Origin of the sequence: Anabaena sp. 90 (assembly GCF_000312705.1) — a bacterium.
In the GTDB taxonomy this organism is placed as follows: Bacteria; Cyanobacteriota; Cyanobacteriia; order Cyanobacteriales; family Nostocaceae; genus Dolichospermum; species Dolichospermum lemmermannii.
Genome location: NC_019427.1, coordinates 2,058,213 through 2,072,413, shown reverse-complemented (window position 1 = coordinate 2,072,413; position 14,201 = coordinate 2,058,213). Strand labels below are relative to the sequence as shown.

At 35.8% G+C, this 14,201-nt stretch carries 18 protein-coding genes and 1 pseudogene; 8 read left to right on the top strand and 11 right to left on the bottom strand.

Annotation, left to right across the window (positions count from 1 at the left end):
• Window positions 1-71: 71 nt before the first annotated feature.
• Window positions 72-1,166, top strand: coding sequence for a phosphotransacetylase family protein (locus ANA_RS09175; protein WP_015079792.1), 1,095 nt, complete (start codon window positions 72-74; stop codon window positions 1,164-1,166).
• Between the two features lie 51 nt (window positions 1,167-1,217).
• Here ANA_RS09175 and ANA_RS28485 read toward each other — a convergent pair whose 3' ends face one another.
• On the bottom strand, window positions 1,218-2,141 hold the full coding sequence (locus ANA_RS28485) for a Ycf66 family protein (protein WP_015079791.1): 924 nt from the start codon (window positions 2,139-2,141) through the stop codon (window positions 1,218-1,220).
• Window positions 2,142-2,157: 16 nt separating this feature from the next.
• Entirely contained in the window at window positions 2,158-2,346 is a 189-nt protein-coding gene (locus tag ANA_RS25800; protein ID WP_015079790.1) for a hypothetical protein, read from the bottom strand.
• Between the two features lie 228 nt (window positions 2,347-2,574).
• Here ANA_RS25800 and gndA point away from each other — a divergent pair, with 228 nt between their 5' ends.
• Window positions 2,575-4,005, top strand: coding sequence for an NADP-dependent phosphogluconate dehydrogenase (gene gndA, locus ANA_RS09165; RefSeq protein WP_015079789.1), 1,431 nt, complete (start codon window positions 2,575-2,577; stop codon window positions 4,003-4,005).
• A 397-nt stretch (window positions 4,006-4,402) separates the two neighbouring features.
• Window positions 4,403-5,179: a hypothetical protein gene (locus ANA_RS09160; protein ID WP_015079788.1), complete on the top strand. Its 777-nt coding sequence runs from the start codon at window positions 4,403-4,405 to the stop codon at window positions 5,177-5,179.
• Between the two features lie 513 nt (window positions 5,180-5,692).
• Here ANA_RS09160 and ANA_RS09155 read toward each other — a convergent pair.
• From ANA_RS09155 to ANA_RS09130, 6 genes are all read right to left on the bottom strand, one after another.
• The gene (locus ANA_RS09155; protein ID WP_015079787.1) at window positions 5,693-6,286 is read right to left on the bottom strand and encodes a Uma2 family endonuclease; all 594 of its coding nucleotides are present in this window, start codon (window positions 6,284-6,286) and stop codon (window positions 5,693-5,695) included.
• A gap of 274 nt (window positions 6,287-6,560) precedes the next feature.
• On the bottom strand, window positions 6,561-6,962 hold the full coding sequence (locus ANA_RS09150; RefSeq protein ID WP_015079786.1) for a type II toxin-antitoxin system VapC family toxin: 402 nt from the start codon (window positions 6,960-6,962) through the stop codon (window positions 6,561-6,563).
• Window positions 6,959-7,246, bottom strand: a complete 288-nt coding sequence (locus ANA_RS09145; RefSeq protein ID WP_015079785.1) for a hypothetical protein — start codon at window positions 7,244-7,246, stop codon at window positions 6,959-6,961. The genes ANA_RS09150 and ANA_RS09145 overlap by 4 nt, the downstream gene beginning before the upstream one ends.
• 77 nt (window positions 7,247-7,323) lie before the next feature.
• Window positions 7,324-7,590, bottom strand: a complete 267-nt coding sequence (locus ANA_RS24390) for a type II toxin-antitoxin system PemK/MazF family toxin (RefSeq protein ID WP_085929744.1) — start codon at window positions 7,588-7,590, stop codon at window positions 7,324-7,326.
• On the bottom strand, window positions 7,572-7,793 hold the full coding sequence (locus tag ANA_RS09135; RefSeq protein ID WP_015079783.1) for a ribbon-helix-helix domain-containing protein: 222 nt from the start codon (window positions 7,791-7,793) through the stop codon (window positions 7,572-7,574). Before ANA_RS09135 ends, ANA_RS24390 begins: the two co-directional genes overlap by 19 nt.
• A 398-nt stretch (window positions 7,794-8,191) precedes the next feature.
• The gene (locus tag ANA_RS09130; RefSeq protein ID WP_015078025.1) at window positions 8,192-9,325 is read right to left on the bottom strand and encodes an ISAs1-like element ISAsp2 family transposase; all 1,134 of its coding nucleotides are present in this window, start codon (window positions 9,323-9,325) and stop codon (window positions 8,192-8,194) included.
• Window positions 9,326-9,488: 163 nt separating this feature from the next.
• Here ANA_RS09130 and ANA_RS09125 point away from each other — a divergent pair, with 163 nt between their 5' ends.
• Entirely contained in the window at window positions 9,489-10,745 is a 1,257-nt protein-coding gene (locus tag ANA_RS09125) for an Eco57I restriction-modification methylase domain-containing protein (RefSeq protein ID WP_158310517.1), read from the top strand.
• Window positions 10,746-11,104: 359 nt separating this feature from the next.
• On the opposite strand, the gene ANA_RS09120 is transcribed toward ANA_RS09125, so the two are convergent.
• A complete protein-coding gene (locus ANA_RS09120; protein ID WP_015079782.1) occupies window positions 11,105-11,431 on the bottom strand; it encodes a type II toxin-antitoxin system RelE/ParE family toxin in 327 nt (108 codons plus the stop codon).
• 2 nt (window positions 11,432-11,433) lie between these two features.
• Complete coding sequence (locus ANA_RS09115; protein ID WP_015079781.1) at window positions 11,434-11,697, bottom strand: type II toxin-antitoxin system ParD family antitoxin; 264 nt, start codon at window positions 11,695-11,697, stop codon at window positions 11,434-11,436.
• A 175-nt stretch (window positions 11,698-11,872) separates the two neighbouring features.
• Between ANA_RS09115 and ANA_RS09110 the strand changes: the two genes are divergently transcribed.
• Together ANA_RS09110 and ANA_RS09105 are read left to right on the top strand one after the other, a co-directional pair.
• Window positions 11,873-12,112, top strand: coding sequence for an addiction module protein (locus ANA_RS09110; RefSeq protein ID WP_371260394.1), 240 nt, complete (start codon window positions 11,873-11,875; stop codon window positions 12,110-12,112).
• A 7-nt stretch (window positions 12,113-12,119) separates the two neighbouring features.
• Complete coding sequence (locus tag ANA_RS09105; RefSeq protein WP_015079779.1) at window positions 12,120-12,416, top strand: type II toxin-antitoxin system RelE/ParE family toxin; 297 nt, start codon at window positions 12,120-12,122, stop codon at window positions 12,414-12,416.
• Window positions 12,417-12,659: 243 nt separating this feature from the next.
• Here the strand turns inward: ANA_RS09105 and ANA_RS28480 are convergent.
• Window positions 12,660-13,061: pseudogene (locus ANA_RS28480) on the bottom strand (type II toxin-antitoxin system VapC family toxin).
• Window positions 13,062-13,260: 199 nt separating this feature from the next.
• Between ANA_RS28480 and ANA_RS09095 the strand changes: the two are divergent.
• Both ANA_RS09095 and ANA_RS09090 read left to right on the top strand, forming a co-directional pair.
• A complete protein-coding gene (locus tag ANA_RS09095; protein WP_228043780.1) occupies window positions 13,261-13,575 on the top strand; it encodes a hypothetical protein in 315 nt (104 codons plus the stop codon).
• Complete coding sequence (locus ANA_RS09090; RefSeq protein WP_015079777.1) at window positions 13,569-13,943, top strand: type II toxin-antitoxin system PemK/MazF family toxin; 375 nt, start codon at window positions 13,569-13,571, stop codon at window positions 13,941-13,943. The genes ANA_RS09095 and ANA_RS09090 overlap by 7 nt, the downstream gene beginning before the upstream one ends.
• Window positions 13,944-14,201 lie beyond the last annotated feature (258 nt).

The window sequence follows — 14,201 nt, the reverse complement described above, 5'->3', positions numbered from 1 at the left end:
TCCGCCTATTGCACTAAAATTAGTAGACACCTAGCTGAGTTGTACAAACTTTTGAAATTAGGAGTGCATACGTGCCAACACTTGCTAAATACTTGCTGGTTGGATCAGTTGAAGCTTACAGTGGCAAATCTGCAACAGTTTTAGGTTTGTCTCATCAGCTAAAACAAAAAGGTTTGGACATTGCTTATGGCAAACCTTTGGGTAATTTTGTCAAGACATCTGCGGGAACAGTAGTTGAAGAAGATGTCCAGTTCATTACTCATAACCTTAACCTGCCAGACAACCGCATTGCTCCCACCTTATTATCTTTGGATGAAATTACCGTCCAGAAACGCTTACAGGGAGAAGATACAACCAACTATCAAGAGTTACTAGTACAAAAGTATTCACAAATACCAAAGAGTAATTTGGTAATCTTAGAAGGGCCTGCTAACTTATCAGAAGGAAATTTATTTGGATTATCCTTACTGGAATTAGCAGAAAAATTAGATGCTCCTGTACTGTTAATTAGCCGTTATCAATCACTAACTTCTGTTGAGGCGTTATTATTTGCTAAACAGCAATTAGGCAAACGGTTAATGGGTGTGGTAATTAATGAAGTACCTCACGAAAAATTAGAGTTAGTTCACACACTCTTACGCCCATTCCTAGAAAAACAGGGAATTTCCGTCCTCGCAACATTGCCCAAAAGCGATGTCCTCCGCAGTGTGAGTGTAGGAGAATTAGTCAAGCAGTTAAACGCGGAAGTTCTTTGTCGGAGCGATCGCCTAGATTTATTAGTTGAAAGTCTGGCAATTGGGGCAATGAACGTCAACTCCGCCGTCAAATACTTCCGCAAACGTCAGAACATGGCAGTAGTGACAGGAGGCGATCGCGTTGAAATTCAACAAGCAGCCTTAGAAACATCTACTCAATGCCTCATCCTGACTGGACAACTACCACCCCCTGCCTTTATCCTCAACCGCGCTGAAGAGTTAGAAATCCCGATTTTATCCGTGGATTTAGACACTCTCACCACAGTAGAAATCATCGATCGCACCTTTGGTCAAGTTCGTGTTCATGAACCAATTAAAATAGAGTGCATTCGCTCTCTTATGTCTGAGCATTTTGATATTGACCGTTTATTATCCCAATTGGGACTTAATCCAGCGGCAGCAGTATCATAAACTACCCAGATTCCTTTGATTTATTAGAATCAGCAGCGTAAATCCTCTTAATTACTCCTCGATTGGTTTATTTAGTGGGATTTGTTCTGGCAATGCTTCCCCAACTGGTTTAACTTCCTCAATGGTCATATCAGACTTTTCGGCTGCTTCTGCGGCTAATAACTCTGATGTCACTGGATTTGGGGAACTTATTTCTGGTGCATCTGCCGTTTCGCTAGTTTCTTCTATGGCAATAACCACCTCAGTTTGAATGATCTCGACTACAGTTTCGGTTTCTCCTGTGATAAATGACTCGGAAATCACCACCTCAGTTTGAGTGATCTCTACCACAGTTTCCGGTGCTGTTGGCGGAATTACCTGTTCTTCCTCCATAAAAGTGGGTGGAGTTGGTGCTACTTCTACCACTTCCAAAATAGGAGATTGAGAAAAAGTATCCGCTGATAAACTTTCAGTTGTAATTGCTGGGGTAGCAGTTACCGACTGATCTGGTAATACTGACGGTGGCGTTGCTTCAGTTGGAGTTGTTTGTAAAATCTCTTCAGCAGTTTTGATCACAGGCTTTTTGTTCACAGTCTGCTGTATCTTCGCTTTAGCACCACCAAATACACCAGCAACGAAGCTTGATAACTGTCCAAATTTCTCTTTCACAGAAAACTTTGACATTTGCGATTGGAAACTAATCTTAATTAGCTCAGGACTGGGGAGAGGAGTTTGTTGTCCTGCGGGAGCAAGTTGTCGCCGTAATGAGAGAGTTTGCCAGCCAAACCATACCAACAGTGCCACACTAGCTACATGACCTAGTAACAGCCCCCCAGTAATTCGAGATGCAAAAATCCATAACACTAAAGCGTAGAATAGCCCAACACCACTCCAGATAAAATCATTCTTGCGATGGATTTCTGGAAAAAAGAAGGCTGATAGATAAATGGCGAGACTGCCAAAACCGATTACCAACGCTAGAAGATAAGCCAGCATTTTTTAATCCTCCTTACTATTTAATTCGAGAAAGGGAACAGGGGGTAGGGGAGTAGGGGGAGTAGGGGAAGTAGGGGAGTAGGGGAAGTAGGGGAAGTAGGGGAGTAGGGGGAGTAGGGGAGAAATTTCTTCCTTCTTCCTTCTTCCTTCTTCCTTCTTCCTTCTTCCTTCTGAACTCCTGATAGCGAAGCGTGGCGTTAGCCATACTCCTGAACTCCTGCTATATGTATTTTAATTTTGCAAAATTTGGGACTAAATTGTGGACTTCAATACAAATTAAAATTAATTCATTGATGTGAGTGATGATTTCTTAAATTTTAGAAAAACTCTTAATATCTTCTTTAGGAGTGAAGCGAAAATCTCGGACTACCCTTAAAGAGAAAGGATCTGCAAGAGAAAGAGCCAAACCCAAACAAAAGATTTAAACTGAACTATGACACTACAAAGCTTTGGTGTGATTGGATTAGCAGTTATGGGCGAAAATATCGCACTTAACGTAGAAAGAAATGGCTTCCCAATTGCAGTTTACAACCGCTCTCGTGAAAAAACCGATGCCTTCATGGCGCACCGCGCCCCAGGACGGAACGTTAGAGCCGCTTTTAGCCTCGAACAATTTGTCGCCTCATTGGAACGTCCCCGCAAAATTTTGGTGATGGTACAAGCTGGTAAGCCTGTTGATGCGGTAATTCAACAGCTTAAACCTTTGCTACAAGAAGGTGATATCATTATTGACGGTGGTAACTCTTGGTTTGAAGATACCGAAAGACGCACTCAAGAATTAGAACCCATCGGTTTACGCTATATCGGTATGGGTGTGAGTGGTGGTGAAGAAGGAGCTTTAAATGGACCTTCTCTCATGCCCGGTGGCACAAGAAGCTCCTACGAGTACCTATCCCCCATTTTCAACAAAATCGCGGCTCAAGTTGATGATGGTCCCTGTGTAACCTACATTGGTCCTGGTGGTTCTGGACACTATGTAAAAATGGTTCACAACGGTATTGAGTACGGCGATATGCAGTTAATTGCAGAAGCCTACGATCTGCTGAAAAATGTGGCTGGTTTAAGTCCAGCACAACTCCATGAAGTCTTTGCTCAATGGAATACAACTGACGAACTCAATTCATTTTTGATTGAGATTACCGCGAATATTTTCCCCTACGTAGATCCTGATACCAAGATTCCCCTCGTTGATTTGATTGTTGACGCAGCCGGTCAAAAGGGAACTGGTCGTTGGACTGTACAAACTGCTTTAGAATTGGGTGTAGCTATTCCGACAATTACAGCAGCGGTAAATGCTCGAATTCTCTCTTCAATTCGAGATGAACGGATTGCTGCTTCTAAGGTCATCACCGGACCAAATGCTAAGTATGGTGGTGATATTGCCGCTTTTGTGAACATGGTGCGTGATGCTCTTTATTGTTCCAAAATCTGTTCTTATGCTCAAGGTATGGCGCTGTTATCTACAGCTTCTAAAACCTACAATTGGGAATTAAATCTGGGCGAAATGGCGCGGATTTGGAAAGGTGGTTGTATTATTCGCGCTGGTTTCTTGAATAAGATTAAGAAAGCATTTGACGAAAATCCCGCTTTACCTAACTTGTTGTTAGCGCCTGAATTTAAGCAAACAATTCTGGATAGACAAGCTGCTTGGCGTGAAGTAATTGTCACTGCTGCTAAATTGGGTATTCCTGTTCCAGCTTTCAGTGCTTCTTTAGATTACTTCGATAGTTACCGCCGCGATCGCTTGCCACAAAACTTAACTCAAGCACAACGGGACTACTTCGGCGCTCACACCTACAAACGAACTGACAAAGAAGGATCTTTCCACACTGAGTGGGTTCCTATTGCTGAAGCTCAGAAGTAAAACACTTCTAGTTAAACTTTCAAGTTAATTCTTGCCATTTATTTCGGCAAAATTGCCTATAGGGGCGGGGAAACCCCGCCCTTAATTGTGAGATTAAGAATCAAGATTTAAGGTGGATAGTCCAAAAAATTGGCGTTGGTGAATGAAGGTATGATTTTTATCACGCAGAGGCGCAGAGTCACGGAGAGTAAGAGTTTGAGAAATAGAATGTTTGATTTTCATACCTCAATATGGCTATCGCCACGCAGGCTATCAGCAACGTCAAAAATTCTACATAACACCTGGATATAAACGATATCTGAATTTAAAATTTTTATTGTTATTCTCTGGATGTTATATTATAGTATCTTCAAAATGTTTGTGATTGCTTCACCATCGGTAAGGTTGCTTTTAACTCATGATGAAAGAGTTCTTAGAAAGATATGAAAAAGCAATGAATCTTGATAATCAAGAGTACAATAGCTATTTCATCGAGTGCAAGGATCGGGCAGATTTTTTATTATTTGATAGTCAAATTGTTTGTGAAATAAAAGAATTTTCGAGTATCGAAATTAAGGAGAAAGTAGAAAAACTGGCTCTTAAAGTTCCCATCTCTGATCAAAACTTTAAGCGTGACTTTTATAACAGTATTAATAAAGTATTGAGAGATGCAAATAATCAGATAAAGGACAGTAAAGAAGTTCTCAATTATCCTGATGCTCTGGGACTAGTTATTCTAGAAAATCTGATACAGAGCGACTTATCTGTTTTGTCTCTAATAGATGCGTCCAACAGAAAAATGCTAGGTGGTTTGGAACACATTGACGGTGTGCTGTGTTTAGATATAGTCAACAACTTCTCACATTCTGATGATAAACCTGTTAGACTATCGCAACTTGTTATACGAGATACGGAGAAATCTATCAAACTAAGCGAGTTGTTACAAAAGCTAATGAATGACTTTTGTGATCATTCAGATATACCATTCAAAGATGGATTCGTTATTAAGGAAGGAGAACAGATTTGGCAAACAAATCAAAACGGTAAGTACCTCGCTTATAAAGCTAAGTGTGATTTGAGAACTCCCACTAGTGAAATTAAACTTAACTGGAAGAAACAACTAGCAAACTTTCTGGATAAGTGGTGGTGGGTTATTCCTTTCCCAGTTATTTTATATGACTGGTTTATACGTTAATGCGATCGCCGATCTTGTAAAATGCGTAAATGAAATGTAACGCACCTTATTTTTGTTATACCACTTATCGCTATTTGGCATGAGTTGAAAAAGCGATCGCATATTTATTTACAGCTTATACTGAGAGAGCTTTTTTACAACTTGTCCGACTTTTCAAACACCCTCTAAGAGTCAATGATAACTTTAAATATTATACGAACACGTAAATGCTGAACCTTTTTGAAACAAATAAAGTATTTTGATATGAGATACTAGTGTGTTAATTTTGACAAATAAGCCAGGGATTTCCTTCATGCAGAAAGTGTGATAGAAAAAAGAATACCCGAAATCCGATAAAAAGGTTTTAGGGAAACAAAACAATGTCATGGTTCTATTGTCTTCTCTTCTTTACATGATAGTTGGTAATGGTTGGGTGAGATAATGTGAACAGATACAGGGTTTTTGGGCTGCAATTTAGCATTATTAATGGTGGGTATTGTTGGGTTTCCTTGTGTCAACCCAAACTACAAATTACTACTTTTTAATACCTTTAATAAATGCTGTTCTTGCATCAATAATGTGAGGCATCAAAACACAACTTATCAATAAATCTATATCTAAATCTGGCAATAATTCACTTTGATTAATTTGCTCATAATTATCATTTTTAAGATGATATAAATACAATTGATTATTTTCCCAAAACCAGACTTCGGTAATATTAAACCTTTTATATTTTTCTAGTTTGTCAATACTGCCACTGGTAATATTAATTTCAATTGCTAAATCTGGATTTTCTTTTCTTTCTCCGATGTAATAAGATTCATCAGGTTCAAAGGAAGCATTCTTTTCTTTTGCGCGACGAGTAGCACTACCTACTGGAATAAAGTTTATCCCTTTTTCAAAAAGATATGCTTCTATCAAAATAGCGATAATTTTTTTGATATTTTCGTGTTCTTCACCAAGTGTCATAAATTCGATGTACCCATCAAGATAAGTTATCCGCAAATTTCCTGCGTCTGCGGTTAAGGTTTTTATTATTTCAAATTCCTTCCAGGTGTAATAACCAGGTAGAAGAAATCGCTGTTCGGAAATTGTGGTAGTTTTGTCTAGGATTTGGAGAGTCATAGTAATTTTATGGTTATGACTTTAATCTTGATTATAACTCATGGTCGGGTGATAATTCTCAGGTGAGGTGAATCTTTCCAGGTGTATCTGTCATGCGGCGAACTGCTTGCAGCAGCGCTAGTTCCCTCCGGGACGCACTCGCGTTCGCTATCGCTCTACTAATCCCTAGTAATGGTTGAGTGAGATCATGTAAACAGATATAGGCTTTTCGGGTTGTAATAAGTGCGTTATTAATGATGGGTTATATTACTGTTAACTCATCTTCAAGAACTTTTTAAGGTGAAATCCAGTTGTCTAATTTTAGCTCGGAAATTCGGCTATAATGACGAGTGTTGTTAGTGACTAAAATATAGTTTCTAGTTATTGCCACACTAGCAATTAATAAATCAAAATCTGCTACTGGTTGTCCTATTTTTCTAAGTTCTGCTTTTAATTCTCCAAATTTTTTGACAGCATTATTATCTAAATGTATAACTTCAATATCTTGGATAAATTTTTCTGCACGAGTTAAATTTTCTGCTACTTTTTGAGAATTGTAAGCACCAAAATACAATTCAGCAACGGTGATGTTGCAAATAGAAATTTGCTCCCATCCTATTTGTTGAATTTTCTCTCTGACGGAATTAATGTTTTTAATCCAGTAAATGCAGGTGTCAGTATCTAATAAATAAGTCATAAGCTAATATCGTAATTAGAAATAGTCCGGCTATCATAAATCTCTTTGACTATTTCTGCTGCTGTGCGTTCATCTTCCCAAGCACTATGTTTTTCTAGAAATGTATCTAGTGGATGTGATTTTTGTTTTTGGGTAGATGAGAAAGTTATCTCATTTTCTATGAGTTGACTTTCTGGTTTTGGATAACGTTTTTTAAGTAATTGAATAAAATCAAGTAGTAAGATTTGCGCTTCTTCTGTTAAGGTGTCAATATCTTGAGATATTTCTGCAATTTTTATTACCATGATTAACTCCTCAATTGAGTAAATTTTTTCGGTATACTCCTATTATAAACTACACCCCAAAGATCCCCGAGTTCTTTTCAAAATTTCTCTATCATATCCAATGTCATGGGTTCAACGCAGATTAAAAGACTATCCACAGAAAGTCCATTTCGTGCTGATATAGGTACTTCAACTACCGCAGGTGAAATGCGGGGGTTATTCAGTTTTGCGGAAGTAAAAGGTAAAACTGTGACTTTGCTGCGTTGGTTGTTAAACAAAGTCCCAGAAATTATCAGTGCTGGACGAGTTTTTTGAATTTCTGTACCTACGGATGGGTTAAATGTTACTATCCAGATGCTTCCCATTCGGTAATCGCTATGTTTTGCCATTCACTTTCCCAACCTAATTCTAATTCATCAACCAAAGCGCAAGCTGCGGCTAGTGCTTCATTTTGTTTTTGTTCTTGCCATTGTTTCAAGAGACTTTCAATTAACGCACTACGGTTATCAACTTTTTGGTCAATGTAATTTAGTAGTTCCTCTGGCAATGAAATTGAGATTTTAGCCATATCCTACCCACAGTCATACTATAAGTAGTATAGCCTAATTTGATATTTTTAGTCTAGTAGTTTGTAAATATAGAATTTGATTTAGTTCGGGTGATAATTTTGGTGATGAGGTGAATATTCAGGGGAAACGCATCTAAATTATCTTGACAGAATACTATATTAGTGCATCAATATGGGAAAATATCTAACTTCATTCAAAATCTGATAAATTCCTTTATTAAAATTATAAAAATTTCATAAATTTAGAGTAATTATTTATTTTTAATGATGGATTTATTTTGTTCAGTTCTATATATTAATATCTATATTTTTTGGCATCAAAAATATAGATTCTATTGTAGAATCAACAGAAAAATAAATTGGTTATATTTATATTTGTCTATATTTTCTGATTTTTATCAGATACATTCTAAAATCTTCTCTAAATATTCATCATCCCATCCTGCACAAAACTGCTTACTTTTAGTTCCTAGTTTTTGGCTTTTTTCTTTTCCTAAAAGATTAACTGCTATATGACGAATAACTGCAAAGTTTTGTGGTGCATTATCCTTTCTTATCCGACAATCATCTTCTCTAAAAGCTACATCTAAAACCCAGTGTAATGAATTCTCTATACCCCAATGAGTGCGGACTGATTCTCCTAGTAATTTCGCATTATTTGTCAAACTACTTATATAATAGCCTGTCTCAACCTTCGTTTTTCCATTAACTTTTCGTATATATTCTACCATTCCTACACTTTGAAGATTTACCCATTTCTTATCAGTATCTATTCTTTCTTCTATGTCTGATAACATGAGATAATGACGAATCTCTTCTCTTCCATGTTTGTCTTCTTTTGTATGAAATTCACTATATTTGAATCCCTCAAACCCTTTAGATATAGCTTCTTTGAAGATTTCTTCTACATTCTTATATAAATTACCTTGATTCTTTTTGAGTGCGATAATATATTCGCCTGATTTTTCTGCAATTGATTTTACTATCTCTTTTTGACACCCCATCGCATCAATCGTTACTAAACATCCGGCTATATCTAATACTTTAATTAATTCCGGTATGGCTGTTATTTCATTTGACTTTTCTTCTACTTTACATTGTCCTAATACTAATTTATTACTAGTTGCCCATGCACTTACCATCTGAATCGCACCTTTATCCTTTCCTTTATCATATGAATGCCTTAATGTTTTCCCATCTATTGCTATGACTTCTCCTTCTGTAATTTTATTGATAGATTTTATCCAACTCAAAAAACAATTCTGAAATTGTTGCGGATCTATTCTCGCAAATACTCTTGCGAATGTATCATGAGATGGAATCCCGTTTGGAAGTTCTAAAAATTGTTTTAGCCATTTTTCTTTCTTTTTTCCATAAGCCTCCATCAATACCCAACTATCTACTCCACAGATCACTGCACAAATCGCAATGGTTACTATATCTATTAATTTATGCCTTTTTGTTCTCTCAACTCTTTTATCTTCTAAATCTTTAAAGTGATCTACTATTGTGATTTTTGGTGGTAGCTTCATTTTGTGAATTTTGTCTCTTTAGTTTTATTGAGAATACCACTTCAACTCATTTTATTGATTCTTATAGAAACGAATTTACCATCAAATTTTCTTCATACTCATTTATTGGCTTGATATTAACATGGTAATACTGCCCTTTTTATCTATTCATAGAAGTTACATTTTGTCAAAAAAAATTAGATGCGTTTCCCCTGCCTATGGAGGTTGGCAAGAATATGAACGTCGTACAGAATTAAAAAGAAAATATCCGGGATTTTATATTAAAGAGACATATACTGTTTTTTTGCTACGTTGTCTCAAATTACTCGCACAAAAAGGAAGACTTGTATTTATTATTCCTGACACTTTTTTGTATCTTCACAGTTATATTACTATTAGACGTTATATTCTCGAAGAATTTACAATTGAAAGTATAGATGTCTTTCGTTCATCTCTATTTCCTGGTATTTCATTTGGTTATGCTGGTCTTTGTATTATTTCTATACGTGCTGAAAAACCGAAATACAACCATTCTTTTTCTGTAAAATTTGTTGACTCTTTAAGAGATTTTACAGAATCTCCAAATATGAAATCTAATGGTAATAATATCATTCAGAAAGATATTTTTGATAGTGAATCTCTATCTATTCCTATATCGGCTAATGAATCAGTTTTTAATAAATTGTCAAATAATATAATTAAAATGGTTGATATTGCTGACTGTGTGACAGGTTTCTACTCAGGAAATGATAGAGTTTTTCTGCGGAAAGCATCTGCTTTAGTCAAAGGTTCTGCTGATTATTTAGTCGTTAATTCTAGTTCTATTGAAACTAAACCTTCTACATTAAAAAATCCTTTAAATGGAATAGAAGGATCACAACATTTTATTCCTATTCTAAAAGGCGGTGGTTATAATTTTATGAAACCAACTCAATGGTATGTAGATTGGAGTCAGGATGCAGTTGAACATTATAAAACAAATAAAAAATCAAGATTTCAAAACTCATCCTACTATTTTAAAACAGGAATTGGCTTTCCTATGGTGACATCTAAACGTCCTACGGCTGCATTAATTGAGGAAAGTCTTTTTGATCAATCTATAGTAGGAATTTTTCCTAAATCTTCAGTTGATTTATATTTTCTATTAGCTTATTGTAACTCGCCAGTATTTTGGGTTTGCTTAAAAGATATTAATCCATCTGCAAATAATTCTGCTAGGTATATTTTAAAAACTCCTGTAATTTTACCAGATGAGGATACTCTAAAATATATCTCTTTGAAAACTCAAGAATTACTAGTAGAACTCAAACAAGGTAATAAACAAGTATTATGTGAAATTCTACAACAAGAAATTATTGATTCTATTATGAAATACGTTCATAAGCAGGTATCTCATAAACTAGTAGATACATCTGTTATCAATCTCCTTTCACCGTTCTAAAATTATAGAATGTGTTTGTCTTGTTGTCACATAAAAACTAGCCTAATTTGATATTTACCAGGTAGAAGAAATCGCTGTTCGGAAATTGCGGTAGTTTTGTCTAGGATTTGGAGAGTCATAGTAATTTTATGGTTATGACTTTAATCTTGATTATAACTCATGGTCGGGTGATAATTCTCAGGTGAGGTGAATGTTTCGGTGGTGTATCTGTGATGGTTCTATTGTCTTCTCTTATTTACATGATAGTTGGTGATGGTTGGGTGAGATGATGTGAACAGATACAGGGTTTTCGGGTTGTAATTTAGTGTTATTAATAGTTTGTATTGTTGAGTTTCCTTGCGTCAACCCAACCTAATTACTCATATTTCTAAATCCTCATCTAATATTGTTTCAATATCTCTTGCACCATGAATAACTCGCAAAATATCAATTTCTGATTCAGTGATACGATAAAAAATGAGATATTTTCTAAATCCTTTAATTGATTGTTGTCGAATATCTGCTAAATTGGGATGGGAAAATTGACAGAGTTTTCCCATTGCTGGAGTTTTAGCTAATTGTTTAAATGTTGTTTCTGCTGCTATTAAAAACCGGTCGGAAACGTCTAAACTGTCTTCTGCTATGTAGGTAGCTAAATCTATCAAGTCGCGGATAACTTGAGGTCTTTTTTTAATTGCAAACATCATGGCTAAATTGCACTTTGACGTTTGTTAGTTTTTTCACGAACTGCTTGACGAATATCTTCCCAATCTTGTGCAGTCATTTCTGTTGCATTTCCTGAGTTTAATCCTTCTAAAAGCATGGTTTGTAATCGTTCGTTTGCTCTGTGTTTTTGGTCTTGTCGCACTAATTCTCGAAAATATTCACTGACGCTGCTGTAACCACCTTGCGCTACCTGTTCTTCTATATAATCGCGCATGGTGTCAGGTAAGGAAATATTCATACTTTTCATAATGTGATTTCAGTGAATCTTCTTTTCTATAGTATGGCAGTTTCTGTCATTTTCTGCCATGATAACAGTGATGATGATTTGTAAAGTATTGTAAATATTAATCAATGAGTTTTCAAAATCACCAAATTTAGTTTCAACCTAACCTACTTGCTAATGATGAGTTAAAATAAAAATATTGTCTACTCAAATGGGAAGATTTATGGAGAACTTACTACCTCAAAACATTTTACAATTAACTACTGCCGAAAGAATCCAATTAGTCCAAGATATTTGGGATAGTATCACTGTAGATGCTGATAATGTAACTATTAGTGATGCTCAAAAACAGGAATTGGAGAGACGTTTAGAACTTTATTATCAAAATCCTCATCAAGTTTCTAGTTGGGAGGAAGTGAAACAAAAATTTAATCGTTAGTTAATATATGACTTACAAAATTTTCATTACACCAGAAGCAGAACTTGATTTAGAGGATGCTTATAATTGGTATGAACAGCATACTGTTGGATTAGATTCTGAATTTATTCGTGTTGTTGATGCTAGTTTTTCAACTATTCAACGTAATCCTTTTGCTTGTCCAATTGTTCATGAACAAGTTAGAAAAAAGTTAATTCGGAAGTTTCCCTATGGATTGCTTTACATTATTATAGATGAAACAATTTCTATTATTGGTTGTTTTCATGTTAAACGTGATCCGCAACAATGGGAAAGGCGTTTATAAGATTTAATTCATGTGATAATTCGCTCCAGTAATCCCTTGTAATAGTTGACTGAGATAATGTAAACAGATACATGGTAAGGTTTTCGGACTGCGAACTGCTTGCAGCAGCGCTTCGCTATCGCTCCAGTAATCCCTAGTGATGATTAGATGAGATAATGTGAACAAATACAGGATTTTTGGGTTGTAATAAGTGCGTTATTAATGATGGGTTATGTTATTGTTAACTCATCTTCAAGAACTTTTTTAAGGTGAAATCCAGTTGTCTAATTTTAGCTCTGAAATTCGGCTATAATGACGAGTGTTGTTAGTGACTAAAATATAGTTTCTAGTTGTTGCCACACTAGCAATTAATAAATCGAAATCTGCTACTGGTTGTCCTATTTTTCTAAGTTCTGCTTTTAATTCTCCAAACTTTTTGACAGCATTATTATCTAAATTTATAACTTCAATATCTTGAATGAATTTTTATGCACGAGTTAAATTTTCTGCTACTTTTTGAGAATTGTAAGCACCAAAATACAATTCAGCAACGGTGATGTTGCAAATAGAAATTTGCTCCCATCCTATTTGTTGAATTTTATCTCTGACGGAATTAATGTTTTTAATCCAGTAAATGCAGGTGTCAGTATCTAATAAATAAGTCATAAGCTAATATCGTAGTTAGAAATAGTTCGGCTATCATAAATCTCTTTGACTATTTCTGCTGCTGTGCGTTCATCTTCCCAAGCACCATAATCCCTAGTAATGCTTGAGTGAGATAATGTAAACAGATACAGGGTTTTTATAGACTAATTCGCCATCATTTGATATAATGTAGAACGACAATCACATTATGATAAGAACCATGTCACAAACTGGATTAAATCTATTCATTCCGATGGAGTTATTGATTAACTCTTTAAATGCGCTAAGTTTATCAGAAAAACGAAAGATTTCACAACTTCTTAATGAAGCGATCGCTGATGCTGAAGAGGAAAATTGGCAAGAAGATGAAGAAACTAAAAAAGAAATTCAATTAGTCCGTGATGAATATGCGAATGGTAGTTATAGTAAATTTAGTAATATCAAAGAACAGTTAAAACAAGGAGCTATTAAAAGAGCAGAACGTGATTTAGGATTAGTTGAAGAGTGGTTTAATTTGGAAGAGGAAGCGTGTTAAGTAAGGGAAAAATAATCTATCCCCAGCGTGGTGAAATCTACTTGGTTAATTTTGATCCAACTATCGGTTCAGAAATCAGAAAAACACGACCAGCTTTAATTTTACAAAATGACGTTTCTAATCAATATAGTCCTGTAACTATTGTAGCTGCTCTTACTTCTCAGTTTACAGAACCTTTGTATCCTACTGAAGTGATAATTAAAGTACCAGAAGGAGGTTTACAGGTTGATTCTGTTGCGCTTCTTAATCAAATTCGTTCTATTGATAAACAACGATTAATTAAACGGTTGGGTGTTCTGGAATCAGTCACAATGGAACAGGTAGATAGAGCAATTCAGATTAGTCTAGGTTTAGTGAATTTAACATAAATGAATATTTCCAGGTGTATCTGTGATGGTTCTATTGTCTTCTCTTATTTACATGATCGCCCTAAATATCCCTAGTAATACTTGAGTGAGATAACGTAAACAGATACAGGGTAAGGTTTTCAGGTGCGAACTGCTTGCAGCAGCGCTAGTTCCCTCCGGGACGCTTCGCGAACGCTATCGCTCTAAACATCCCTGGTAATGCTTGAGTGAGATAATGTCAACAGATACAGGGTAAGGTTTTCGGACTGCGAACTGCTT

Excerpts from the sequence above, each read along its gene's own strand:
- ANA_RS24390 (WP_085929744.1), bottom strand. The coding sequence starts at position 7,590 with ATGGGAAGCATCTGGATAGTAACATTTAACCCATCCGTAGGTACAGAA.
- gndA (WP_015079789.1), top strand. The coding sequence starts at position 2,575 with ATGACACTACAAAGCTTTGGTGTGATTGGATTAGCAGTTATGGGCGAA.
- ANA_RS09150 (WP_015079786.1), bottom strand. The coding sequence starts at position 6,962 with ATGACTTATTTATTAGATACTGACACCTGCATTTACTGGATTAAAAAC.
- ANA_RS09160 (WP_015079788.1), top strand. The coding sequence starts at position 4,403 with ATGATGAAAGAGTTCTTAGAAAGATATGAAAAAGCAATGAATCTTGAT.
- ANA_RS09130 (WP_015078025.1), bottom strand. The coding sequence starts at position 9,325 with ATGAAGCTACCACCAAAAATCACAATAGTAGATCACTTTAAAGATTTA.
- ANA_RS09115 (WP_015079781.1), bottom strand. The coding sequence starts at position 11,697 with ATGAAAAGTATGAATATTTCCTTACCTGACACCATGCGCGATTATATA.
- ANA_RS09155 (WP_015079787.1), bottom strand. The coding sequence starts at position 6,286 with ATGACTCTCCAAATCCTAGACAAAACTACCACAATTTCCGAACAGCGA.
- ANA_RS25800 (WP_015079790.1), bottom strand. The coding sequence starts at position 2,346 with ATGGCTAACGCCACGCTTCGCTATCAGGAGTTCAGAAGGAAGAAGGAA.
- ANA_RS09105 (WP_015079779.1), top strand. The coding sequence starts at position 12,120 with ATGACTTACAAAATTTTCATTACACCAGAAGCAGAACTTGATTTAGAG.
- ANA_RS09095 (WP_228043780.1), top strand. The coding sequence starts at position 13,261 with ATGTCACAAACTGGATTAAATCTATTCATTCCGATGGAGTTATTGATT.
- ANA_RS09135 (WP_015079783.1), bottom strand. The coding sequence starts at position 7,793 with ATGGCTAAAATCTCAATTTCATTGCCAGAGGAACTACTAAATTACATT.
- ANA_RS28485 (WP_015079791.1), bottom strand. The coding sequence starts at position 2,141 with ATGCTGGCTTATCTTCTAGCGTTGGTAATCGGTTTTGGCAGTCTCGCC.
- ANA_RS09145 (WP_015079785.1), bottom strand. The coding sequence starts at position 7,246 with ATGGTAATAAAAATTGCAGAAATATCTCAAGATATTGACACCTTAACA.
- ANA_RS09120 (WP_015079782.1), bottom strand. The coding sequence starts at position 11,431 with ATGATGTTTGCAATTAAAAAAAGACCTCAAGTTATCCGCGACTTGATA.